Annotated in this window: 23 protein-coding genes and 1 pseudogene; 15 read left to right on the top strand and 9 right to left on the bottom strand. The window is 37.3% G+C overall.

Annotated features, from left to right (window positions below; genetic code table 11):
* Positions 1-109: 109 nt before the first annotated feature.
* From AC0QT1_RS07730 to AC0QT1_RS07755, 6 genes are all read right to left on the bottom strand, one after another.
* Positions 110-694, bottom strand: coding sequence for a hypothetical protein (locus AC0QT1_RS07730; RefSeq protein ID WP_473202027.1), 585 nt, complete (start codon positions 692-694; stop codon positions 110-112).
* Positions 691-1,362, bottom strand: coding sequence for a hypothetical protein (locus tag AC0QT1_RS07735; protein WP_473202028.1), 672 nt, complete (start codon positions 1,360-1,362; stop codon positions 691-693). Before AC0QT1_RS07735 ends, AC0QT1_RS07730 begins: the two co-directional genes overlap by 4 nt.
* A 12-nt stretch (positions 1,363-1,374) precedes the next feature.
* Positions 1,375-2,133, bottom strand: a complete 759-nt coding sequence (locus tag AC0QT1_RS07740; RefSeq protein WP_473200408.1) for an antA/AntB antirepressor family protein — start codon at positions 2,131-2,133, stop codon at positions 1,375-1,377.
* Between the two features lie 61 nt (positions 2,134-2,194).
* On the bottom strand, positions 2,195-2,566 hold the full coding sequence (locus AC0QT1_RS07745; protein WP_473200407.1) for a hypothetical protein: 372 nt from the start codon (positions 2,564-2,566) through the stop codon (positions 2,195-2,197).
* Positions 2,567-2,974: 408 nt separating this feature from the next.
* On the bottom strand, positions 2,975-4,030 hold the full coding sequence (locus AC0QT1_RS07750; protein ID WP_126603683.1) for a type I restriction endonuclease: 1,056 nt from the start codon (positions 4,028-4,030) through the stop codon (positions 2,975-2,977).
* A 19-nt stretch (positions 4,031-4,049) separates the two neighbouring features.
* Complete coding sequence (locus AC0QT1_RS07755; protein WP_473200406.1) at positions 4,050-4,703, bottom strand: LexA family protein; 654 nt, start codon at positions 4,701-4,703, stop codon at positions 4,050-4,052.
* Between the two features lie 95 nt (positions 4,704-4,798).
* On the opposite strand from AC0QT1_RS07755, the gene AC0QT1_RS07760 reads away from it, so the two are divergent.
* From AC0QT1_RS07760 to AC0QT1_RS07810, 11 genes and pseudogenes are all read left to right on the top strand, one after another.
* Positions 4,799-5,074 carry a helix-turn-helix domain-containing protein gene (locus AC0QT1_RS07760; protein WP_473200405.1) on the top strand — a complete coding sequence of 92 codons (276 nt, stop codon included), beginning with the start codon at positions 4,799-4,801 and terminating at the stop codon, positions 5,072-5,074.
* Between the two features lie 17 nt (positions 5,075-5,091).
* Complete coding sequence (locus AC0QT1_RS07765) at positions 5,092-5,514, top strand: hypothetical protein (RefSeq protein ID WP_473200404.1); 423 nt, start codon at positions 5,092-5,094, stop codon at positions 5,512-5,514.
* 92 nt (positions 5,515-5,606) lie between these two features.
* Entirely contained in the window at positions 5,607-6,101 is a 495-nt protein-coding gene (locus tag AC0QT1_RS07770) for a crossover junction endodeoxyribonuclease RuvC (RefSeq protein WP_473202029.1), read from the top strand.
* The gene (locus AC0QT1_RS07775) at positions 6,077-6,424 is read left to right on the top strand and encodes a DUF1376 domain-containing protein (protein WP_473200402.1); all 348 of its coding nucleotides are present in this window, start codon (positions 6,077-6,079) and stop codon (positions 6,422-6,424) included. The genes AC0QT1_RS07770 and AC0QT1_RS07775 overlap by 25 nt, the downstream gene beginning before the upstream one ends.
* Positions 6,414-6,698 (top strand): annotated as a pseudogene (locus AC0QT1_RS07780) (hypothetical protein); the annotation flags it as partial. The gene AC0QT1_RS07775 and the pseudogene AC0QT1_RS07780, both read left to right, overlap by 11 nt.
* Positions 6,699-6,726: 28 nt before the next feature.
* A complete protein-coding gene (locus AC0QT1_RS07785; RefSeq protein ID WP_473202030.1) occupies positions 6,727-7,866 on the top strand; it encodes a DUF1376 domain-containing protein in 1,140 nt (379 codons plus the stop codon).
* Entirely contained in the window at positions 7,850-8,260 is a 411-nt protein-coding gene (locus tag AC0QT1_RS07790; protein WP_473202031.1) for a hypothetical protein, read from the top strand. The genes AC0QT1_RS07785 and AC0QT1_RS07790 overlap by 17 nt, the downstream gene beginning before the upstream one ends.
* Before the next feature lie 108 nt (positions 8,261-8,368).
* Positions 8,369-8,884, top strand: a complete 516-nt coding sequence (locus tag AC0QT1_RS07795) for a hypothetical protein (protein ID WP_473202032.1) — start codon at positions 8,369-8,371, stop codon at positions 8,882-8,884.
* A 159-nt stretch (positions 8,885-9,043) separates the two neighbouring features.
* The gene (gene ssb, locus AC0QT1_RS07800) at positions 9,044-9,490 is read left to right on the top strand and encodes a single-stranded DNA-binding protein (RefSeq protein ID WP_473202033.1); all 447 of its coding nucleotides are present in this window, start codon (positions 9,044-9,046) and stop codon (positions 9,488-9,490) included.
* Positions 9,491-9,502: 12 nt separating this feature from the next.
* Positions 9,503-9,844, top strand: a complete 342-nt coding sequence (locus AC0QT1_RS07805) for a hypothetical protein (protein ID WP_473202034.1) — start codon at positions 9,503-9,505, stop codon at positions 9,842-9,844.
* Positions 9,804-10,340, top strand: coding sequence for a hypothetical protein (locus AC0QT1_RS07810; RefSeq protein ID WP_473202035.1), 537 nt, complete (start codon positions 9,804-9,806; stop codon positions 10,338-10,340). Before AC0QT1_RS07805 ends, AC0QT1_RS07810 begins: the two co-directional genes overlap by 41 nt.
* A 3-nt stretch (positions 10,341-10,343) precedes the next feature.
* Here AC0QT1_RS07810 and AC0QT1_RS07815 read toward each other — a convergent pair whose 3' ends face one another.
* Positions 10,344-10,766, bottom strand: coding sequence for a type II toxin-antitoxin system HicB family antitoxin (locus AC0QT1_RS07815; RefSeq protein WP_473201257.1), 423 nt, complete (start codon positions 10,764-10,766; stop codon positions 10,344-10,346).
* 20 nt (positions 10,767-10,786) lie between these two features.
* The gene (locus tag AC0QT1_RS07820; RefSeq protein WP_241438030.1) at positions 10,787-10,969 is read right to left on the bottom strand and encodes a type II toxin-antitoxin system HicA family toxin; all 183 of its coding nucleotides are present in this window, start codon (positions 10,967-10,969) and stop codon (positions 10,787-10,789) included.
* 349 nt (positions 10,970-11,318) lie between these two features.
* Between AC0QT1_RS07820 and AC0QT1_RS07825 the strand changes: the two genes are divergently transcribed.
* From AC0QT1_RS07825 to AC0QT1_RS07840, 4 genes are all read left to right on the top strand, one after another.
* Positions 11,319-11,639: a hypothetical protein gene (locus tag AC0QT1_RS07825; protein ID WP_473201258.1), complete on the top strand. Its 321-nt coding sequence runs from the start codon at positions 11,319-11,321 to the stop codon at positions 11,637-11,639.
* A gap of 3 nt (positions 11,640-11,642) precedes the next feature.
* Positions 11,643-12,224 carry a hypothetical protein gene (locus tag AC0QT1_RS07830; RefSeq protein WP_473201259.1) on the top strand — a complete coding sequence of 194 codons (582 nt, stop codon included), beginning with the start codon at positions 11,643-11,645 and terminating at the stop codon, positions 12,222-12,224.
* 558 nt (positions 12,225-12,782) lie between these two features.
* Positions 12,783-13,505, top strand: a complete 723-nt coding sequence (locus tag AC0QT1_RS07835; RefSeq protein WP_473201260.1) for a phage antirepressor KilAC domain-containing protein — start codon at positions 12,783-12,785, stop codon at positions 13,503-13,505.
* On the top strand, positions 13,502-13,780 hold the full coding sequence (locus tag AC0QT1_RS07840) for a hypothetical protein (protein WP_473202036.1): 279 nt from the start codon (positions 13,502-13,504) through the stop codon (positions 13,778-13,780). The genes AC0QT1_RS07835 and AC0QT1_RS07840 overlap by 4 nt, the downstream gene beginning before the upstream one ends.
* 47 nt (positions 13,781-13,827) lie before the next feature.
* Here the strand turns inward: AC0QT1_RS07840 and AC0QT1_RS07845 are convergent.
* On the bottom strand, positions 13,828-14,038 hold a 211-nt coding region (locus AC0QT1_RS07845), incomplete at its 5' end, for a BrnA antitoxin family protein (protein ID WP_473202037.1).

The following is a 14,038-nucleotide window of genomic DNA, read 5'->3' on the forward strand; positions in this document are numbered from 1 at the left end:
CTCATCTTGATTTCCTCCATTGCGCGCAATTCACCTGTTGCGTGAATCACGCTTTTGTTAAAATGGTCGTTGTTTGTTGCTAGAAAGAGACCCTATTGATTATTGAATATTAGTACCTATAATCATGGATACGAATTGTTCCACATATAGTCGCTCTTCCGAAAATACGAGTGTTTCCATAAATTTTAGCGGCACCGTGTATATCTACACTTCCGGAAATTTGAGCATTATCGTAAATTACAGCGTTATATTCAATATGAGAATATCCATCAACTTTCGCATTTCCGTGAACGACAGCTCCTGTACCTATAACGGCATTCTCACAAATAACAGCATTGCCATAAACTAAGCCATTAATTATTGCGCTGCCACAAATGTATGCATTTTCCCAAATGCGTGCACTTGCTTCAACTACTGAATTTCCTTCAATTTTTGCATTACCATAAACCTCAACATTATCCAGAACCTTGGCATAGCAATAAACCTTGGCATTCCCATAAACCTTAGCATTGCCATAAACCTTGGCGTCATCATCCACCCAACAATCACCCTCATGGGATAAGTTGCCCTCATGCTCTATAAAACCACCGAGGTCACCTACCTTTACATCTCCAAAGTCTCTCAATGCACGTATTCGGTAAAGCGTAAATCCATCAATCTTCATTGTTTCATCAGTAAGTTCGTATTTTTTCATATGGTTTTTTCTCCAGTTGAGATGGACTGATTGCCGCCAATACATGCGTTCCAACAGACACATGCATCACCATAAATCTTTCCAATAGCGTAAACCTCTGCCCTGCCCTTAACTTTTGCATTTTCATAAACTTCTGCATTATTATAGACATGTGCATTCTCATAAACCTTGGCTTGACCGTAAACACGTGCTTTGCCATAAATTTTAGCTTGGTCGTAAACACGTGCTTTGTTGTAAACTTGTGCATGACCATAAATATGAGACTTGCCGCAAACTACCGCATTACCAGAAACTTGTGCATTATCGTAAACCATGGCATTGTCACGAACTTCTGCTTTTCCGTAAACTTTCGCTTGATTGAAAATACATGCTTCAGATTCAACACAAGCATTTCCAAAAACATTTGCATCGCCACTAATATATGCTCTGTCTGCAATGCGGGCTTTTCCAAATACTCTTGCATTACCGCAAACTTTAGCACTATGAGAAACACAAGCATTGTCCCCAACCCAACAATTCCCCTCATGGCTTAAATTGCCCTCATGCTCTATAAAACCGCCTAAATCACCAGCTTTAATATCACCAAAGTTTTTCAAGGCACGGATACGGCGAACCTTACACTTGTAAACTATATCGATTTCATCAGTAAATTCGTATTTCTTTTCCATGATGGTCATCCCTTAATGCATGCTTTGTCTTTTAAGTTCTTGAGAAAGCACACCAATGCCTTTTGTTGTGATTTTTGCTGAAGGAATAACTTTATTTATTCCGCCAGAAGTTTGAATCGTGATGGTAGGACAATCCATCAGACCTTTTTTAATTTTGTCCTGATAAGGTAACAATGGAGTGGTTGGAACACGCCGATAGACCCAACCTTTTTGCTGTAAGAAGGCAATGAACTGTTTTGGTTGCATTTCGAGTATTTTAGCAGCCTCAGTAAGACCAAAAAGCCCATCATGGCGTTGTAAGCTTTCAAGAGCCATTGCCTTTGGTTTAAGTGTACTCACTTCGCTTTTTAAAGTCTCTAATTGTGTAACGCTTTCTAAAAGCAATTTCTTAACAAAGAGAGGGTCTTCTAAAGCATTTGCAAGATCTAAAGGTTTATTTGCACGCCGTTCACATTCGATAAAGTAAAGACGGGCTTGTTTACCTTTTTCATTACGCTCAACCATGGCAAGCTCTTTTGCCATATCTAATGTGAGATGATAGTCTATTACTGTAACAGCTCTAGATTTTGCGCTCCCCAATTTTGGGGACCGCAAATCTTGTGTTTTTATGAAATCATTTCCCTCTTCAAATGCGTATTGATTAATACGGTCCTTAATCCAAGTAGAAAAATCTTTTCCTATTTCCAAAAACGCATGCAATTCACGTGCGTTGACTGTTCGAACCCTTATGTTATTAACAGTGCTTTCTGATATTGTAATGAGATTACTCATAATCAATTCCGTTTCCTAGTGTGATGAGATTGTTTGCAAAGGGGCTTAAACACCCCCTTTTTTAAATCACGTCACAAAGACGTAAGCGGTGCTGTTCTTCATAAGTACCGTACATTTTATCTTCATATTCACGCTGTTCGATATCGTCTAAGAAAAAACCGTATGCTGTGCTATGTAGAATAAAATCATGAGGTATTATTCCGTAAAAACACTGTTCTTCACGTTCTCTAAGATAGGATTCTGCGATATCTTCAGAAATATCTTCACAACTGTTTTCAGAAGGATTTACACGAAAGATTTTTATGGCATCATCTGCCTCGTCAATCATTTCTAAAACTTGGCTTTCATCAAGTGGACCAGAATGCCCAATGTGTTCATCATCGCAGATAACTAATAAAATTTCATCGGAATTAATAAGAATTGGCTTATCCATAATTTCCCCTCCCTAACGCCTAATAGCGATTGTTTGTGTCAATGTAATTTAATCTACACCAGATCGGCTTTTGCTTCTTCGTGATATGTTGTTATAGAGAAATATACCGTAAAGGATTATTATAGTCAAGTCATTTTATGCTAAAATGGTTTTTTATAAATGAACTTTAATATTTATTACGAATCGGTTTGGGTATTGTAGCGTTCAGTGTAGAGGCATGATACTTCCTAGTATCCCGTAAAAAAATAAATCAGTTAGCTGTATTTGAAATTTATATGCAGGAAAAATTGGGGCAGTGTGCAGACAGAGCCAATCGATGGGTAGATAACGCCGTAGTTTTTTTATAAAAACTGCGGACGAACAAAAAAACCCCGCTTCAGCGGGGCACACATAGGTTGTTAGAATATCTTATAAATATTTTTTTGCTGTTTCTCTTATTCTGTCTGCAAAATCATAAATATTATCTAGCGTTTCAATACCGACTTTTTCATCAATATCAGTATCGAAAAGGGCTAGTTGCTTACGTTTTCTGTTAAAGTGCAGTCGAACCAACGGCTTTCTGTTATTATTGTCAATTAAAATGGCGCAGTACGACTTTGCATCTCTGATAACAATACGGTCGGCAGAAATAACTTCACGCGCAATTGCCTTGACAATCATGAAGCCTTCAACTTCCTCTTCGGTCGTTATTATGGCATGTTCATTACCAATAGATGTAGCAATATTATCTTGCTTGTCGGTTTCAGTTGTTGTTTGTAAAGCGCTAGAAAGCCGACTTTTTACCGCATCAGATATTACTTCGCGAAACGCATTTTTAGTAACACCTGTGAGCATTTCTAAGACATTAGCAGTCAGGCGCCCTTCATAAACATCCGCACAAGCAACACGAACAAAACCTTCGGACGGATTTTCTATTTCTTTTTGGATGTTTTGTTTTATTCCAGATACATATTTGAGCTGCTCGGCTGTCACCAATATATTTTCAATATTAAATGCTGAGCGTTCAAACTTTTTAAGCTCTGTAAGTACCACAGTATTGTATTCTATTACATCAAAAGTAAGGAATGGCCTATTATCGAGCTTGTTTGCAGCATCAAGATCTGTGTAAAAATGAAAAAATCGACCATTTGTCAAAATCGCGAATTTAGCATTCGTTACACTAAAGTATCGATATAATTGACTTAAATGCTTTGAACTCAATTCGCAAGATATCGGTTTGCACTCAAAAAGAATACGTATCTCACCGTCTATACGGATAGCATAGTCAACTTTTTCACCTTTTTTACCAACGGCATCAGCAGTAAACTCGGGAATGACTTCAAGTGGATCGAAAATATCATACCCAAGTGCGCGCAGAAAGGGTAAAACGACCGCTGTTTTGACCGCTTCTTCAGTTAACATAGTATCTGAATGATTTTTGACTTTATCAGCTATTATTTTTAAGCTCTCGTCTACTGTCCCCATTCCCGCTTCTCCTTTGTTTTCAGGGTTTTCTTAAAATCCAAAGAACTTTCCCAACTACACGAATCTCCTCTCCATCAGTTGCCCCATTTATTTTGATAGGTTCTTGATGATTGGGTTCAGTACTTTCAGGCCATAGTTCAAATCCACTAATAGTTTGACGTATACGTTTAGCTGTACGCTCAATCATTTGACCATTGAATCGGCTGCGTTCAACTATCACGAGATCGTTAGGTTCCACATTAATGCCGGCTTTTATTATGTCTACGCAAATAAGTTGATCACCATCACGAGCAATTTTGTTAAGGCAGTTGCCCTCGATTTTTAAAGCAAATTGAAAGTGAGCTGGGTATTTCGAGGTGCTGGGTACATATTCTATGTCATCAAATCCAAAATCCATATCTTCGACCGACATCCACGAGCTAGCAGCAACTTTTCCTATCACCGGTATCATTCCAATAGCATTAGATATGGGATGTATTTCCTTGTTTTCTGGGAAAAGGAGATTAAATGGCTTTACACCAAGATGTGGTGCTAACTTTTCCGCCCACTCTTTGGTTAATTTTCGCTCACCTTTTTCAAGCCGTTTTATTTGAGGTTGCGTGGTACCAGCTTTTTCAGCCAATTTCACCTGTGTGAGTCCCAAATCTTTCCTCAATTTTTTAATTATATGCATGCTCTAAACCTTACACCAAGACTGCTTATTTAACAAAGTCCATAAAGGTATTTTTTTATTGACTAAAGAAGTCCTTTATGGTATTTATTTGAATCATGGAAAAATTGAAATCATATCTCACACGAAATAAACTATCTCAAGCCGAATTTGGGAAGCAAGTTGGCGTAGCACAGAGTACGATTAACAGGTATTTACGCGGCTTGCGGTTTCCTGAGCCTGAAATTGTCTTAAAGATTGAAAAGACAACCAATGGTATTGTTCGTCCCGTTGACTGGTATGTCGATTTATACCCACGCCCCTCTCTTGAAGAGGTAGGCGTGCCACTGACTACAGCTGATAACAAACACCCACAGCACCCTTCACACTCTTAAAGAAGAAAGATTAAGAGATGATAGATGAACCACATATCACTATAAGCAAAGTCCAGTTGATTGATCTTGTTAATAACATTGGAGAGGCAACCATATATTATGGTGTCCGTTCGCCTCAAGATGCACGTTTTGAAACAAGAATAGATCCCTCATCAACAGGTTATTTTGTCTATATGCTGTATAGTATCTTTGCGCGTGATGATAGAAATTATTTTCCGTTATTGCCATACAATGATTTTAATCAATGGTTTTCATCTGTGTTTACGCAAGCTTTTACAACTTGGTTTGATAATTATTTTTCTCAAGAGTTGTTATCTTTTTATCGCTTAAATGATCTGATCTTGTTTATGATCTTAGTCAAAGATAAGCTTGATATCTTAAGGCTTGATCTTTTAAGGGATGAAGTCATCAAAAAAAGAAATCAAATCAATAAATCGTAGCATAAAAACGTTTGCCTAAGTGAGTTAATCCACTCATTACACGCTCTGTCATGGCACACATATAAACACACAACAGTCTCTTAGGGGGGAATATGATCACTAACGCACCAACCATTCTTTGCCTTGATTTAGGCACCAAAACGGGATGGGCGATACGTGGTGCTGATGATCACATAACAAGTGGAACGGTCAATTTTCAATCACGCCGTTTTGAAGGCGGTGGGATGCGTTATTTGCGCTTTAAGCAATGGCTTACAGAAATGAAAGCAACAGCCGGTGGTATTGACGCCGTGTATTTTGAAGAGGTGCGCCGGCATGTTGGTACTGATGCGGCGCATGTTTACGGTGGTTTTCTAGGTCATTTAACCGCTTGGTGTGAACATCATCAGATACCTTACAAAGGCATTCCTGTTGGCACAATTAAGAAGACAACGACAGGAAAAGGAAATGCCTCAAAAGAAGAGATAATACAAGCGATGTGTGCAAAGGGACACAAGCCTAAGGATGATAATGAAGCGGATGCTTTAGCAATTTTATATTTAATGAAAAAAAGGGGATGCGCATGTCTAATGGTATGCCGTGGGTAAGATTTTATTTGTATGACTGGATCAGTGGTACAAATGGAATGACATCTGAACAACGAGGGGTTTATATAACCCTTCTCGTTTGCATGTATGAAAAAAAAGAACCACTTAAAACAGATTTTCAAACGCTTGCACGCGTTTGTCATTGTTCGCAGAAAAAATTTGTATCTATTGTCGAATATCTCGTGAGGAATAATAAACTTGTTGAGACAGATGATGGTTTGTGGAACACGCGTGTTGAAGAAGAGCTGAACAGCCTCAGTGAAGAGTTAGATAATTTTGCCTTTAATAATAATAAAGAAATGGAGGTGAAATATGTCAACTAAATTGCCATGGACCAGACTGTTTGCTGATAAATGGATACTTGACCTTGCTGGTTTATCCTCCATTGAGAGCAATGTTTATCTCAAGTTGCGATTGCAAATGCTTTATACTGGAGAGCCGCTTTTGAGTAATATTAAAGGCTGGGCTAATTACACTGGTTATACAGTAAAAACATTTGTGAACGCCTTAGAAGTTTTATTAAGTATGGGTCGTATCATACGTTTAGAAGATGGAAGCTTGTGGAATTTAGATGTCGAAGAAGAATTAAAAGAAGCGGCTTTTATTCGAGAGCAGGAGGGTAATTATGTCAAATAGATTACCTTGGGTTCGGAATTTTTATCAAGAGTGGATTATGGACTTTGCTGGTACTGATGCAGCAGAGAAAGCTACTTATAGTACACTCACTGCTCTTATGTACCGATCTTGTGAACCGATTTATGATGATACTGCTGCTTTGGCACGCATCGTTGGTTGTTCAGTGCAAACGTTTAAAAAATCATTAGAAAAACTCATTCGAAAAAAATTAATTCTTCGATTGGAAGATGGAAATTTGTGGAGTGCACAAGTTGAAGAAGAATTAAAAAATTGTAATGAGAATTTAAATAGGCTTTCAGAAAAGGCTATCAAAGCTGCAAATACTAGAAAAAATAAGCAGAAAGATAACGCATCAAAAGAATATGATACATCTATCATGACATCATCACAAGATCATCATGAAGTCATGACGAGTTCATCACGAGATCATGATGACATCATCATGACCTCATCACGACAACACATTAACAATAACATTAACATATATAATAAAAAAACTAACACTATCGTGTTAGCAAAAAAAGAAAACGATATTGATTTTGAAAATATCGAAATTGTTGATGAGGGTTATGAACCATCAGAAGATCATGATTGCGAAAAGTTAGCAGATGCAATCGAAACGGTTGCAGAGGATCAACCTTCCATTCACGAGCAAGAAAGCGTTCCCAAAAAAGCAAAACGGGCAAGAACTGATCGCGGCTGTCGATTGCCTGCTGATTTCGAACCGGATTACGATTTCGCAATTGCAGAGGGCTTGCCTCCAGAGCGCGTGAAAATCGAAATCGCAAAGTTTCGAGATTATTGGAAAGCCAAGACAGGCAAGGATGCAACCAAGCATGATTGGCAAGCGACATGGCGCAATTGGATCAGAAACTCAAAAGATCATAAAATTAATCAAATAGGTGGTCAGTATGGAAAATTCACTCCGAAAACTTTCACAAAGCAGCTTGCAGAAGGCTTTAGCGAACTCAGAAATCATCTCTCATCTAGAGAAGATTATCGAGATGATCAATCCGGGGTATCCATTGATGCTGAAAGCTGGGAATACATTGACGAAACAGGAGGAGGAACAAACCTTAGATGCTTGCAATCGTCTAGAAACCTTGCTCTGTGTGAAAGCTTCCGTTGAACAGATTGAAAAAGCTTCTTTTCTGCTTTCAAGCATGCGGGTACCTGCGAATATAGATGCCAAAGCCGTCGTTCTATCCTATGGCATGTTGCTGGACCGCATTTCGTCATATGCCCTGAAAAAGGGTGTTGAAGATATCGTAATTGGTCAAGCAAATGGGGTATCAAAAACCTTTATGCCAACTTGCGGAGAGCTCTTAGCTTATTGCCAAAGCATAGAAAACACCCTTCTTTCAAAAGCCGGCAGTGTGCGTAGAGCGATTGAAAATACACGTGAAAAAGCAGAGAAAGAAAAAACAGCGAGAGATCATTTTAGACCCATAACTCTTGTTCACAAGCAAGAGCTTGAGAAAGCTTTTAGTGGCATAGGAGATGTATTGAAAAAGGTTAAATAGATAGCACAATAGTGAAAAGTGCTGATCATTTTGTGATTAGACATGTGTTTAAATCAACAGAAAATAATTTAAAAAATTGAGATCATAATTTTTCTAGGGGAAATAAATATGTTTACAGATAAGCAGTTAAGAGCCTTGTTTGGCGTTATAATTTTTATATTTTTATGTTTTTCAGGAATTAAAAAAAATCTTGACTTTATTCAGACTATTTTGACATTCGCGTCTGTTTCTTTGGTAATAGTAACAATTGTTTTTGCAATTTTATGCAATTCTCATATTCCTTCTGAGTTGCAGAATAACCCAAAATATAAACACGGCGATACAACAGGTTGGCAGAGGTTAACGCGTGATTTACAACAATATATGCACAAACTCTTAAAGCTCATAACTTTAGCACTTGTCGTTTTAATTTTCCCAAATAGTTATAAAGAAACGGTTTCTTTGCCTGTCATTTCTCAGTACGTAGAGCACAAGCTTTCTTTTTCATTGGATAGCGTACTTTTGTACTCAGATATTGCTCTTTGGTACTCTTTTTTAGTCTGTGTAATTTTTCTTATGTTACGTACACGCAGTTTAATCAATATCTCTATTTACGCGTTACAAGTTTCTACTAAGAAACCATAGTAAAATTTTTGATTTTACATTTTAATTCTGCTTTTACACGTTTTAAGGCTTAATAAAACAAAGTAATACATTAAATATATGTTATTAACATACTGAAAAAATTGTTAAAAATATAAATTATGCTATAATTATTTGTGTATTTTAATGGGACCTGTGAGCATGTTGAATAAAGTAATCTTAATTGGCTATCTTGGTGCAAATCCCGAAAGCAAAACAATGAATAACGGTACTGAGGTGGTCAATTTCCGTATGGCTACTTCTGAAAGCTATACTGATAAGGCAACCAATCAAAGAGTGGACAAAACGGAATGGCATTCTGTTGTGGTGTTTAATCCACATCTGGCAAAAATTGCTCTTCAATACTTGAATAAAGGTTCAAAGGTTTATGTAGAAGGCAAGTTACAAACACGCAAATGGAAAGATAAAAATGGTGGTGAACATCTTGCAACAGAGATTGTCTTGCCACAATTCAAAGGCGAGTTGAAGCTTTTAGATAGCAAAAATAATGACGATCAAGAGCACTCATCATCGTCTTATGACAAAAGTTATAAGCAACCTCTTGATATGCCTCATACTGTTATAAATGATGATGAGGTTCCTTTTTGATTGGGGGCATTAATGAATTACACTATTACAAGTGCAAGGCATAAATATTATCTTATAACAGAGCAACAGATAGAGGTATTAAAGCATAATGCTATATACGTAACTAATTCTGAAGTAGCGATAGGTATTATAATTGGGGTACTCTTATCTTTTATCATTTTGGCTTGGTTACGTGGTGGAGTAGAAGAAAAAATTATTCCACTTTTTATCATAGGTTTCGGTTTAATAATATGGCTGTTCCTTTTGGATCAAAAAACACGATCAATGTCAGATAAGATTTGGCAAAATATTCAACAAACATCCGAGGACATAAGTGAAAAAGAAACGAGCAAAACGTGGACGTCCACGAATTAAGGGATGTGAAAGAGAACCAAATGGACGCATCTCAAGAGCCAAAACACCGCGTGAACCTATTGATAAACTGGCTATAGAAATGCGTGCTAAACGCTTTAATTTAACACTACAAGATGCAAAAAATCCGCTTGCTGGTACCTATATCGGGCGACTTTATTTGCAAGGGAAACTCAATCAAAATCAGTATGAGGCTGCACAAAAGTACCTTGAAGTGAAAAACAATTACCTCTGTGCAAAAGTATTACCTAGTGCTGTTTATGATGATTTTACTCCTTCATCAAATGGAGAAGCACAAAAACGGTGGATTGAAAGAGCAACTGATTGTTATGAAAAAATGAAAGAGATTATCAAAGAAGCACAATATCTATATCGCCAACACAATTTTTATGCTGCATTACAATATCTTGTTATAGAAGATCAAATGCTACCGCATCTTGTTAATTCACTCTGTATTGTACTTGATGCGCTTCACAAACATTTTACGCAAAACCGCTAGTTGTCAAGCAGCATCTTGAACATGAATGGTAACTTCTTTTCCAAGAGTAAGGAGAGTGGATTCTAAAGCGTCTAACTTTGTTGCGTGATTTAAATCCAACAATCGATCAATTTGTATTGGGTGAAGTTCTAAAAGACGTACAAGATCAGCTTTGCGTAAGTTTTTTTCAATCATAGCGTTATGTATTGCAATTTTTAAAGTCACTAATGAAGAGACTTCAACAAAAGGATAGATAGCATCATGCGCTCCCAAAGGAACAACTTCGCGATCTTGGAAACGCCCCATAATAACTGTTAAAAGAGCATTTTTAGCCTGTTCTAAAGCTTCTTTTTCGTCGTTACCGTAAGTAATAAATTCTTGAAAATCTTTAGAGATGACAAGAAGAGTATCATTGTCATCTTTGATAAATTTGATTGTATATTTCATTTGCACCTCCATATTCAAGCTTATTTCAGACCAAGATCTTTAAGAATCTTCTGAACTAATCCTGTTCCTAATTCTTTACGCGTACCATGCATAGGTAAAACAGACTTTTTAGAACCGCGCTTTACAAGCAAATGCCCACCCTTCCCTGCAGTAAAACTACAACCATGCTTTGTAAGATATCTTTTCAATTCTTGACTGTTCATTATAATAATATAACATCTAAAATGTTTTAATACAACACAAATGTTGCATTGAAGGAAAATAAATAACGCTTTCTAAAAACACCAGATTTTGATTAAAAAATAAAAAAAATACTAGATGATGATTTTTTCTGTTGACATCGTGTAAAAAATCGTATTTAATGACAATACGGCACTAGTCGTATTGTGTCTAAAATTCAAAAATGTTCCCCAAAAATTTAGTAAAATATGGACCTGAAACAGGGCTAAAGAGTCTGGTTTTCTTGGTAATTCTGGCTAATCCATCTTTCACAGTGTAAACATCAATATTTGACGCATGATGTCATTAAATCATTCCTCAAAAGGAGCAATAATGAAAGCTGTCATCACTAAACCAATCTGTGTCGTTGGCGACAATAAAAGCACCGTTCGTTTTGAACCTTCTACACAAAATATTCCTTTCGTTGAGGTTTCTAATCAACTCTATGCTCGTCTCAAGCGTGCCAATGCTGCAAAACCTTTTGTTGAAAACAAAACAAACGCAAACCCTGATAAGACAAGTAAAAAGGTTGAGAAAGAAGACAAAGAAAATGGACAAACATCAACTGAAGAAGTGGTAGAGGAAACCACACCCATACAGGCAAAAATACCTAAAGTTTCTAAGCCAGCAACATCTAATCCCAAAAAGGCTTAGAAGTTGAAATTAATTATCCGCCAAAAATGGTATCTTCAGCAAGTAAAGGATACCTTTACAAATCTTCAAGCACCACGCCTTAATTGGGCTTTGCGTAATGCTGTAAATACCGCAGCAAAACAAGTGGAACGCTTTGCTGAAAAGAAAATCTCTGAGCTTACATCAGCCAAATCAAAGCGTATCAAGCGAGGTATTTATATTAAGGGAAAGGCTACAGCACAACTTCTCGAGACAGATATCATTGGCTCTGGAACACCGATACCTCTTAAATTTTTTAAAGCAAGAGAAACAAAACACGGTGTGGCTTATACAATGTTTGGCAAGCAAAAAATCTTACCCCATGCTTTTATTCGAGGAGGAAAATTTCCAAAGCGTGTTGAATTAAAAATGGGCAACAATGTTTTTCAAAGAGCCGATGGTGATCACTTCCCTATTGCAAAACAAATGGGACCATCAATTGCTGGAGTAATGTCCAAGCCAGAAATTGCAAGTACTATTGCACAATATGCCAATGAGAGATTAATCAAAAATATACAGAGACAACTTGAACGCCAAGAATATGCTGCTAACAAGAAAAAGAAATAATGTTCTTAAGCTATGTAGATACACTACTCACTTCAATTGTAATTTTAAAGCAAATTATCACTTTCACTTTGGCTTTTTCCATAAAAAATACAATAAAATCAATGCAAAAGGTACTTCCCAGCGGGTTGGGAGTGTTGCGGGGCAGGACAGCGCGAACTATCGCTAGCGTTAGAATTTTTCAAATTGACTGTACATTGTACACATAACCCATTGATAAATAACGATTTCAATATGTGCACTGTACAATATATGATTATTTAAAGACAAAAAATTATTTTTATTCTTGACATTATTTCTGTAACATGTATTTTCGAATCAGGTGCCTCAAAAACACCTTAGACATGTAGCGGATAGATTGCCGAAACAATCGTTTTTCCGTGTATTAAAAGCTTTGACTCATTATATGTTACACGCATATAATGACCTTGTCGGGTGTGGCTATGTTATACAATACTCTTCTGGGGAAGACATAGCGACGGACTACATGCCGTGTTTTTGAGCGCCCGGCACTCTTTTAGAGTGTCAATCAAAAACGTCTAATTACATGTAGGAGTTATCATGAATACTTTTATAAAAACTATGGGAGGCATTGCTAATAGTAGTGCAGTAGTTCGGACTATGTCTAGTCATGAGATTGCTGAGTTATGTGGTAAAAAGCATAAGAATGTGATGAGGGATATTAAGCAGATATTTAACGAGCTCAAATTTGAGCCGGTTGATTTTAGTGGTACTTATGTTGATGCAAAAGGTGAAAACCGTCCTTGCTACCATCTCCCCAAGCGTGAATGTTTAATTCTTGTCTCAGGTTACAGTACAGCGTTACGAGCAAAGATTATAGACCGTTGGCAGACACTGGAAGCACAGATAGCAACATCTCAGATTGATTACTCAAGTCCTCAAGCAATGATTGGTTTCTTGAATCACTTACAAAGTCAAATCGAGCAGAAAGATCATGTGATTGCGGAGTTAGAACCTAAGGCAAAAGCGCTTGAAGGATTAAAACGAAGCAATGGTTTGTTTGGTTTGATTGAATCTGCAAAAATGTTAGAAGTACGACCAAAAGATCTAACCGATTACTTGCGGAAACATGATTGGGTCTATCGACGGGCTCCAGGTGCTCCTTTGTTACCCTATCAGGATAAGATCAAGAAAGGTTTGATGGATTGCCCTGCTATTACTATTCAAAGACCAGATGGTACAGAAAAGGTGCTCCCTTCAACAAAAATCACATCTAGAGGATTAGCTTGCTTGAGAGAACAAATCCATGGAGGTGTGCAATGAATACCAGTGTTGATTTTTTATGCGATTTGTGGATGGCGCTATCTCAATTTTCTAACCATCAAGGTATTGGAGATGAGGATTGTAACGCCCTAGTTGAGATTATGGGCATGGTAGAGAAAGCTTTGATTTTAAAACTTAAAGATGACGTACCAAATATTACAAAGATTTTAGCAGTTCTTACAGACTTTGGAGCTTCAGAGTTTCCTACAGCTATAGATCCTTTTTTGAAAGCTTACCAGCCGAATTGGGAAAACCCCATTAAAAAGGTTGCTTAAGTAAAACATATCCCTTCCCGTTCTCAAAAATGGGGAGGTAGTCTGATTTAGCAACCGCTTGCTTTTTTTAAGACTTCACCCATACGTGTGCGCCAATCTTTTCCTTGTTTTTTAAAAGAGGCAATAACATTTGGATCAAGGCGGAGAGTAACCGCTTGTTTAGGAGACTCAACTGGTGGTCGTCCACGTTTACGGCGCTCTTCTGTTACATACTTAAAGAAGGAGGAAGGTAAAACATCTTTAGCTGGCTTTAAGCGC

This window comes from Bartonella sp. P12B (genome assembly GCF_055796185.1).

What these genes read in the sequence shown, in the direction of transcription:
- AC0QT1_RS07730 (WP_473202027.1), bottom strand. Translation starts at nt 694, where the DNA reads ATGAAAAAATACGAACTTACTGATGAAACAATGAAGATTGATGGATTT.
- AC0QT1_RS07735 (WP_473202028.1), bottom strand. Translation starts at nt 1,362, where the DNA reads ATGGAAAAGAAATACGAATTTACTGATGAAATCGATATAGTTTACAAG.
- AC0QT1_RS07740 (WP_473200408.1), bottom strand. Translation starts at nt 2,133, where the DNA reads ATGAGTAATCTCATTACAATATCAGAAAGCACTGTTAATAACATAAGG.
- AC0QT1_RS07745 (WP_473200407.1), bottom strand. Translation starts at nt 2,566, where the DNA reads ATGGATAAGCCAATTCTTATTAATTCCGATGAAATTTTATTAGTTATC.
- AC0QT1_RS07750 (WP_126603683.1), bottom strand. Translation starts at nt 4,030, where the DNA reads ATGGGGACAGTAGACGAGAGCTTAAAAATAATAGCTGATAAAGTCAAA.
- AC0QT1_RS07755 (WP_473200406.1), bottom strand. Translation starts at nt 4,703, where the DNA reads ATGCATATAATTAAAAAATTGAGGAAAGATTTGGGACTCACACAGGTG.
- AC0QT1_RS07760 (WP_473200405.1), top strand. Translation starts at nt 4,799, where the DNA reads ATGGAAAAATTGAAATCATATCTCACACGAAATAAACTATCTCAAGCC.
- AC0QT1_RS07765 (WP_473200404.1), top strand. Translation starts at nt 5,092, where the DNA reads ATGATAGATGAACCACATATCACTATAAGCAAAGTCCAGTTGATTGAT.
- AC0QT1_RS07770 (WP_473202029.1), top strand. Translation starts at nt 5,607, where the DNA reads ATGATCACTAACGCACCAACCATTCTTTGCCTTGATTTAGGCACCAAA.
- AC0QT1_RS07775 (WP_473200402.1), top strand. Translation starts at nt 6,077, where the DNA reads ATGTCTAATGGTATGCCGTGGGTAAGATTTTATTTGTATGACTGGATC.
- AC0QT1_RS07785 (WP_473202030.1), top strand. Translation starts at nt 6,727, where the DNA reads ATGTCAAATAGATTACCTTGGGTTCGGAATTTTTATCAAGAGTGGATT.
- AC0QT1_RS07795 (WP_473202032.1), top strand. Translation starts at nt 8,369, where the DNA reads ATGTTTACAGATAAGCAGTTAAGAGCCTTGTTTGGCGTTATAATTTTT.
- ssb (WP_473202033.1), top strand. Translation starts at nt 9,044, where the DNA reads ATGTTGAATAAAGTAATCTTAATTGGCTATCTTGGTGCAAATCCCGAA.
- AC0QT1_RS07805 (WP_473202034.1), top strand. Translation starts at nt 9,503, where the DNA reads ATGAATTACACTATTACAAGTGCAAGGCATAAATATTATCTTATAACA.
- AC0QT1_RS07815 (WP_473201257.1), bottom strand. Translation starts at nt 10,766, where the DNA reads ATGAAATATACAATCAAATTTATCAAAGATGACAATGATACTCTTCTT.
- AC0QT1_RS07820 (WP_241438030.1), bottom strand. Translation starts at nt 10,969, where the DNA reads ATGAACAGTCAAGAATTGAAAAGATATCTTACAAAGCATGGTTGTAGT.
- AC0QT1_RS07825 (WP_473201258.1), top strand. Translation starts at nt 11,319, where the DNA reads ATGAAAGCTGTCATCACTAAACCAATCTGTGTCGTTGGCGACAATAAA.
- AC0QT1_RS07835 (WP_473201260.1), top strand. Translation starts at nt 12,783, where the DNA reads ATGAATACTTTTATAAAAACTATGGGAGGCATTGCTAATAGTAGTGCA.
- AC0QT1_RS07840 (WP_473202036.1), top strand. Translation starts at nt 13,502, where the DNA reads ATGAATACCAGTGTTGATTTTTTATGCGATTTGTGGATGGCGCTATCT.